Origin of the sequence: Streptomyces sp. LS1784, assembly GCF_020103755.1 — a bacterium.
In the GTDB taxonomy this organism is placed as follows: Bacteria; Actinomycetota; Actinomycetes; order Streptomycetales; family Streptomycetaceae; genus Kitasatospora.
This window is the reverse complement of the sequence record NZ_JAHSQD010000412.1, coordinates 1-7,332: the sequence shown is the minus strand read 5'-3', so window position 1 is coordinate 7,332 and position 7,332 is coordinate 1. Positions and strand designations below refer to the sequence as shown.

At 72.5% G+C, this 7,332-nt stretch carries 6 protein-coding genes; 4 read left to right on the top strand and 2 right to left on the bottom strand.

Annotated features, from left to right (window positions below; translation table 11 throughout):
* The coding region (locus KS423_RS32985) for a LysR substrate-binding domain-containing protein (protein ID WP_224283431.1) at positions 1 to 728 on the top strand (728 nt) is incomplete at its 5' end.
* Here KS423_RS32985 and KS423_RS32980 read toward each other — a convergent pair.
* Together KS423_RS32980 and KS423_RS32975 are read right to left on the bottom strand one after the other, a co-directional pair.
* Positions 725 to 1,954, bottom strand: coding sequence for a low temperature requirement protein A (locus KS423_RS32980; protein ID WP_224283430.1), 1,230 nt, complete (start codon positions 1,952 to 1,954; stop codon positions 725 to 727). The two genes, KS423_RS32985 and KS423_RS32980, sit on opposite strands and share 4 nt — an antisense overlap.
* A gap of 506 nt (positions 1,955 to 2,460) precedes the next feature.
* Positions 2,461 to 4,164 (bottom strand): ABC transporter family substrate-binding protein, encoded by a 1,704-nt coding sequence (locus tag KS423_RS32975; RefSeq protein WP_224283429.1) that lies wholly within the window; start codon positions 4,162 to 4,164, stop codon positions 2,461 to 2,463.
* Positions 4,165 to 4,503: 339 nt separating this feature from the next.
* On the opposite strand from KS423_RS32975, the gene KS423_RS32970 reads away from it, so the two are divergent.
* The 3 genes from KS423_RS32970 to KS423_RS32960 form a co-directional block, all read left to right on the top strand.
* A complete protein-coding gene (locus tag KS423_RS32970; protein ID WP_224283428.1) occupies positions 4,504 to 5,484 on the top strand; it encodes an ABC transporter permease in 981 nt (326 codons plus the stop codon).
* A gap of 16 nt (positions 5,485 to 5,500) precedes the next feature.
* A complete protein-coding gene (locus KS423_RS32965) occupies positions 5,501 to 6,424 on the top strand; it encodes an ABC transporter permease (RefSeq protein WP_224283427.1) in 924 nt (307 codons plus the stop codon).
* Positions 6,421 to 7,332, top strand: a 912-nt coding sequence (locus tag KS423_RS32960) for an ABC transporter ATP-binding protein (protein WP_224283426.1), incomplete at its 3' end; no start/stop codon positions are given. The genes KS423_RS32965 and KS423_RS32960, both read left to right, overlap by 4 nt.

Below are 7,332 nucleotides of genomic sequence, written 5' to 3'. Positions count from 1 at the left end.
CCCGCCAGGAGGCCAGGGACGCCGCCGGGCCCGGCCGGCAGCGGCGGCTGCGGATCGGCAGCGTCGGCAGCCGGGCGGTCGCGGCCTGGCTGCGCCGGGTCCACGAGCGGCTGCCGGACACCGACACCACCATCCACGTGGACGTCTCGGCCAGCGCACTGCTGCGGATGGTCGCCGCCGACCAGCTGGACGTGGCCTTCGTGTACGAGAGCGAGGGCTTCCCGCTGCGGGTGCCGCCGGACGCCGAGCAGCGGGTGCTGATGGCCCGGGAGCCGCAGTTCGTCGCGCTCGCCGCCGGGCACCCGGCCGCCGCCCGACCGGTCGTCCACCTGGCCGACCTCGCCGAGGACACCTGGATGGTCGACCCGACCGCCGACCACGAGTACGCGGCGATGCGCCGGGTGTTCAGCGAGGCCGGGCTCAACCCCCGGGTGGTGCAGGTGCGGGACAACGCCACCGCCGCCGAACTGGTCGCCTCCGGCGAGGCCGTCCGCCCCTGCCAGCCGACCTCGCTGCCCGGGCCCGGCACGGTGGTCCGCCCGGTGCACGGGGACCCGCTGGCCGTCCGGCTGCTGTTCACCTGGCGTCCACGCGTGCTCAGCCCGCCCGCGCTGGACGCGCTGTACGGCGAACTGCGCGCCGCCTACCTGGATCTGGCCAAGGTCAACCCGGCCTACCTGGCCTGGCTGGCCCGGCACGAGCCGGTGCTGCTGGGGCGGGCCGGCTAGCGGGCGTTCACCCGTCCGCCGGCCGCCCGCCTGCTCTCCCGGCCGTGGATCAGCACGCCCACCGCCACCATCAGCGCGCAGACCAGGCCCGCCGCGAGCACCCCGGAGCCGCCGAGCGCGGTACAGGCCAGCACCAGCGCGGCCCCGGCCGGCGCCACCGCCTGGGCCACCACGCCCCGCTTGGTGTGCCGGGAGTGCAGGAGCCAGACCGTGACCAGGTAGAGCGCGGTGGGCACGGTGACCGTCGCGGTGGCGGCGGTCTCGGAGATGTGCGCCTGGTGCACCGCCGACCCCACCGCCACCTCCAGCCCGGCGCCGATCGCGGCCGCCGAGCCGAACACCAGGTAGTGCCCGTAGCCCCAGACCAGCGCCTGCCGGTTGGACCGCAGGTGCTCGTGGACCGGCCGGGCGAAGTAGATCCACCAGGCCGCGAAGCAGATCAGCAGCCCGCCGACCGCCACCGGCACCAGCCGGCCCAGCTCCTCGTGCTCGTCCACCGCCGACTGCATCGCGACGGTCGCCGCCGCCACCGTCTCGCCGAGCACGATCAGGGTGAACAGCCCGTACCGTTCGGCGATGTGGTGCGGGTGCCAGGAGGTCCGCATTCGCAGCTCGGCGGCCACCGGCACGGCCAGCTCGCACAGCACCCCGATCGGGATGGCGTACGGCCGGGCGCCCTGCGGCAGGAACAGCATCGCCACCCAGCCGACCTGGCAGAGCGTGATCCCCGCCGCGTAGCCCAGCGCGACCCGGCGCGCCACGCCCTGCTCGCCGGCGGCCGCGCGCAGCCACTGGGTGACCATCGCCAGCCGCATCACCACGTAGCCGGCGATCGCCAGTGCCAGGTCCTGGGTGGCGAACAGCCGCGGCACCCCCGCGGCGAGGATCAGCACCCCGGCGATCTGCACCAGCGTGGTGAGCCGGTACGGCACGTCGTCGACGTCGTACGCGGAGGCGAACCAGGTGAAGTTCATCCAGGCCCACCAGATCGCGAAGAAGGCCAGTGCGTAGCCGCGCAGGCCTTCCCCGTAGTGCCCGGCCGCCAGGGAGTGGGCCAGTTCCCGCCCGGCCTGGCCGACCGCGACCACGAAGCAGAGGTCGAAGAAGAGCTCCAGCGGGGTCGCGACCCGGTGCGGCTCGTTCCGGTCGCGCGGGGCCATCCGGCGCACCGGCGGCGGGTCGACGGGGCGTCTGCGGGGCGCCGTGGCGGCGGGGTCAGTGGCCATCGGAGCTGCTCCAAGGTCGGGAGGTGGATCGTCCCGCGCATCCTGACAGTGGCCCGGGCCCGGCGCACGCACCGGCCCGGCACGCGGACCACGCACCGGCGCGGGATGCGCACCGGGCGCCGGCGCGACGTGCGTGACGCACCGACGCGCTCCGGTAGGCCCGCACACCCCGGGCACGGTGGCCCCGAATGTCCCTTTTTTCCTTACCGTCAGCCGCAGTTGACGCTCCGGTGCGCGAACCGGGTGACAGCCCGGCGGGATTCCGGGCGCGCCCCGCGCGCTGCGTCGCGGCCCGCCGCAGCGCCGCTAGATTCTTCCCCGGTTGGAAGAGCGCGGGCCCTGCCGGGCCCCACGACACGGGCGGCCTGCGGGCAACGCGGAAGGTCAAGGCTGGTGGCGGGACAGCGGGGGCGGCAGAGCCGGTCCTCCCGCGCGCGCCACCGGCCTCGTGATCACCGCGCTGCTCGCCAGCGCCTGCCGTGCGGCCCGTCTCGTCTCCGCCGCGGCTACTTCTCCCAGCCGAGCTTGCTGTAGTCCTCCCCGGCGAGGCCGAAGGCCCCGTAGTTGGCCAGGCCCTTGCGGGTCGCCACGACCTCCGGCCGCTGGTAGAGCTCGACGGTGTGGCCGAGCTCCCAGATCTTCGCGTCCGCCTGGTTGTAGAGCTTCGCGGCCTCCGCCGGGTCGACCGTCCCGGCCGCCTTCTTCAGCAAGTCGTCGATCTCCTGGCTGCCCAGGCGCGAGGGGTTGCTGAAGCTGTTGTCGCCCACCGGCAGCCGGAAGTTGGTCAGGCTCTTGGACAGCGGGAAGGAGTCGGTGTTGCGCCAGCTCGCGATCTCGAACTTGCCCGGGTTCACGTACTTGGTGAAGAAGTCGTTGGCGGGCACCTTGTCCAGGCTGACCTTGACGCCGGCCGCCTGCCACATCGCCGCCGCCGCGGTGGCCAGGTCGATCTGCGCCTGCGGGGTGGAGTCGTTGAGCACCCAGTGCAGCTCCAGCGCGCCGCCGTCCTTGGTGCGCGGCTGACCGCTGCCCGCCTCCTTCCAACCCGCCTCGTCCAGCAGCTTCTTGGCGGCGGCCAGGTCGAACTTGGCCCAGTCGCCGGAGGTGTCCTGGTAGCCGGTCTGGTTGGGCATGAAGATGTGGTTGCCGAGCGGCTTGAACTCCACCGGCACCCCGTTGTTGGCGATCTTGATCAGCGCGGAGCGGTCCAGCGCCTTGCCGAGCGCCTGCCGGACCCGCTGGTCCGCCAGCGCGCCGGTGCCGCCGAAGGAGATGTGCACCTCGTCCCAGGGGCTGGCGCTGCGGATCGCGGTGTCCTTGGCGTTCTTGAGCTGCCCGTAGGCGGTGGCGGTGCCGGCCGCGGCGTAGTCGATCTCGTTGTTGAGGTAGGCCTGGGTCGTCGCCGACTGGGACATCACCCGGAAGGTGAGCTTGTCGGCCTTGGCCCTGGTGCCCCACCAGGCCGGGTCCGGGACGAGGGTCAGGGTCTGCGCGGTCTTGTCCGCCGTGCCGACCTTGAACGCGCCCGCGGTGATCGGGATCTTCTCCACCCAGCCCTTGTTGAAGTCGTCCGGGGTGGAGATGCCGGCCGCCGGGATCAGCGGGCGGAACAGGTTCTGCCAGTCGGCGTACGGCTCGGCGAAGGTGACCTTCACCTCGGTCGGGTCGGCGCCCTGCTCGACCGCGGAGATCTGCTCGTAGCCGGACGGGTCGGAGACGTTGTACGCCGGGTCCTTGCCGCCGGCGGTCTGCCAGTCGGCCTTGAAGTCCAGATAGCTCAGCGGCTTGCCGTCCGACCACTTGGCCTTGGGGTTGAGCCTGTAGGTGACCACCTGCGGCGAGGTCGAGGTGACCTTGGCCTCTACCAGGTAGTCGGGGTTGGGCAGGAAGGTGCCGGCGGCGTCCGTGCTGAAGAGCGAGGGCTCCAGGTTGCGCATGATCGTGACCGCGGAGCCGTAGTAACCGTCCACCTGCAACGGGTTCCACTGGGTGATCCACTGGTACAGCGGGAAGCGCACCTCCCCGCCGTCCTTGACCTGGTCCAGCGGCTTGGGGTTGAGGTCGTTGGCGCCCTGTCTCGGCGGCTCGCTCTTGGCCGCGTTGTCGGCCGAGCCTCCCCCGCCCGAGGTGCACGCGGTGGCCGCCAGCGCGACGGCGACGGCGAGGGCGGTCGCCCGGCCGAGGCGACGGGCCGTGGTGGAAGCGTCCATGAGGGTCCCCCTGGTGAGGTCTTCGGTGCGGGAGTCGTGCCGCGCGAGGTGTAGCGGGGCTTGAACGTGGGCAGCCAATTCGGCGCCGGGCGAGCAGAACGTAACAGCGGATCCGGGCCGCCACCAGGGGGAGGAGGGAACACCTGATTCAAAAGTCACACGCGGCAACGCAGTTGCAACACGCCGGCCGTGCGCCGCTGCAACACTCTGACCTGCGCCTTCCCCGACTCCCTTGATCTCCCCACCCCCACCCGCCCCGACCGGGCCCAGAACCGAAAGCCGCCACCCGATGCCCACCAGACGCGTCGGCCCCGCCCCCGCCACCCCGGGCGGCCGTTGATGCTCCGTTACCTGGCGAAGCGACTGAGCTACTACGCGGTGTTGCTGATCGCCGCCGTGTTCCTGGCGTACGCGATATCCGCGACCGCCCTGCAACCACGCACCTACTTCGATGCCAAGGTCCCCCGCCCGGCCGCCGAATCGGTCGAACGCCAGCTCACCGCACTCAACTTGAACGACCGCACCCCGGTCGTCGAACGCTTCGGCCACTGGGCCGGCGGGCTGCTCCACGGCGACCTCGGCCGGACCATCCACGACACCCCGGTCACCGACGACTTCGGCCGCCGGGTCTGGGTCTCGCTGCGACTGCTGCTGATCGGCAGCCTGCTCGGCATCGTCCTCGGCGTCGCCGCCGGGGCCTGGAGCGCCGTGCGCCAGTACCGGATCTCCGACCGGCTGCTCACCGTGCTGTCCTTCGTGCTGCTCTCCACCCCGGTCTTCCTGGTCGCGCTGTTCCTCAAGAACGGCGCCATCGCCGCCAAGGACGCGGCCGGCCACGACGTCGTCCCGTTCACCGGATACGAGACCCCCGGGCTCACCGGCGGCCTCGGCACCCATTTCGCCGACTGGGCGCTGCACCTGCTGCTGCCCACCATCTCGCTGGCGCTCGGCGGCCTCGCCACCTACAGCCGCTACCAGCGCGGCACCATGCTCGACGTACTCGGCTCCGACTACCTGCGCACCGCCGAGGCCAAGGGGCTCACCCGCCGGCAGGCGCTGCTCCGGCACGGGCTGCGCACCGCCGTGATCCCGATGTCGACCATGTTCGCCTACAGCTTCCTGGGTATCTTCACCGGCGCGATCTTCACCGAGACAATCTTCGGCTGGCACGGCATGGGCGAGTGGCTGATCCAGTCGATCAACGAACAGGACGTCAACTCCGTGGTGGCCGTCAACCTGTTCACCGCCGTCGTCGTCCTCGCCTCCGGCTTCCTCGCCGACACCCTGCACGCCGCCCTCGACCCGCGCGTGCGGTCCTGACCGGAGGAGACCCGAGATGACCACCACCGTCGCCGAGCCCTCCGCCGCAGCCACCGCCCCCCGGACCACCGGCCGGGGACGGCTCGTCCTCACCCGGCTGCTCGCCGCCCGCGGCGCCGTCACCGGGGCCGTCATCGTCCTGCTGCTGTTCGCGCTCGCCTTCGGCGGCCCGCACCTCACGCCCTGGGACTACGCCGCCCCCGACTTCTCCGCGCTGCACCAACCCCCCTCCACCGAGCACTGGTTCGGCACCAACGGGGTCGGCCAGGACGTGTTCGCGCAGACCGTCCGCGGGCTGCAGAAGTCGCTGGTCATCGGCCTGCTGGTGGCGCTGTTCTCCACCGTGCTGGCCTCGCTGGTCGGCGCCTGCGCCGGCTACTTCGGCGGCTGGGCCGACCGGTCGCTGATGTTCCTGGTGGACCTACTGCTGGTCTTCCCCAGCTTCCTGATCATCACCATCGTCTCGTCCCGACTGAAGAGCGCCGGCTGGATCGCCTTCGTGCTGCTGCTCGCGCTGTTCAACTGGATGATCACCGCCCGGGTGGTCCGCTCGATGACGATCTCCCTGCGCGAACGCGAATTCGTCCGCGCCGCACGGTTCATGGGGGTCCGGCCGCTGCGGATCATCAGCCGGCACATCCTGCCGAACGTCGCCTCCTTCCTCATCATCGACGCCACCATCGCAGTCGGCGGCGCCGTGATGAGCGAGACCGCGCTGTCCTACTTCGGCTTCGGGGTCAAGGCGCCGGACGTCTCGCTCGGCACCCTGCTCGCCGCCGGGACCAGCGAGGCCCCGGTGTTCCCCTGGCTGTTCTACTTCGCCGCCGGGCTGCTGGTGGTCTTCGTCCTCGCCGTCAACCTGATCGGGGACGGGCTGCGCGACGCCCTCGACCCCACCTCCGGGGCCGCGCCCCGCCGTTCCCGTAGGAAGCGCCCGTGACCACCACCGTCGAAACCCCGCTGCTCGCCGTCCGGGACCTGCGGGTGGACTTCGCCGGGCCCGACGGCCCGGTCCCGGCCGTCCGCGGGGTGGACCTCACCCTGCGGCGCGGCGAGACCCTCGGCATCGTCGGCGAATCCGGCTCCGGGAAGTCCGTCACCGCACTGTCCGTGCTCGGGCTGCTGCCCGGCACCGCGAGCGTCAGCGGCTCGGTACGGCTGGAGGGACGGGAACTGGTCGGGCTGCCGGGCCGGGAACTCGCCGCGATCCGCGGCCGCCGGATCGCCATGGTCTTCCAGGACCCGCTCTCCGCCTTCACCCCGGTCTACCGGATCGGCGACCAGATCGCCGAGGCGGTCCGCATCCACCAGCGGGTGGACAAGGCCGCCGCGCGGCGCCGGGCCGCCGAACTCCTCGACCTGGTCGGCATCCCGGCGCCCGACCGGGCCCTGGACAGCTTCCCGCACGAGTTCTCCGGCGGCATGCGCCAGCGCGCGATGATCGCCATGGCGGTCGCCAACGAGCCCGACATCCTGCTCGCCGACGAGCCCACCACCGCGCTCGACGTCACCATCCAGGCCCAGGTGCTGGACGTGCTGCGCACCGCCCAGCGGGAGACCGGCGCGGCCCTCGTCCTGGTCAGCCACGACCTCGGGGTGATCGCCGGAACGGCCGACCGGGTCGCGGTGATGTACGCCGGGCGGGTGGTCGAGACGGCCGGGGTGGACGAGCTGTTCGCGGCCCCGCGCCACCCCTACTCGCTCGGCCTGATCGGCGCGCTGCCCCGGCTGGACGGGCGCGGCGGTCCGCTCGTGCCGATCCCCGGCACCCCGGCGCCGATGGCCGAACTGCCGGCGGGCTGCCCCTTCGCGCCGCGCTGCCCGCTGGCGGAGGAGCGCTGCTCCGCG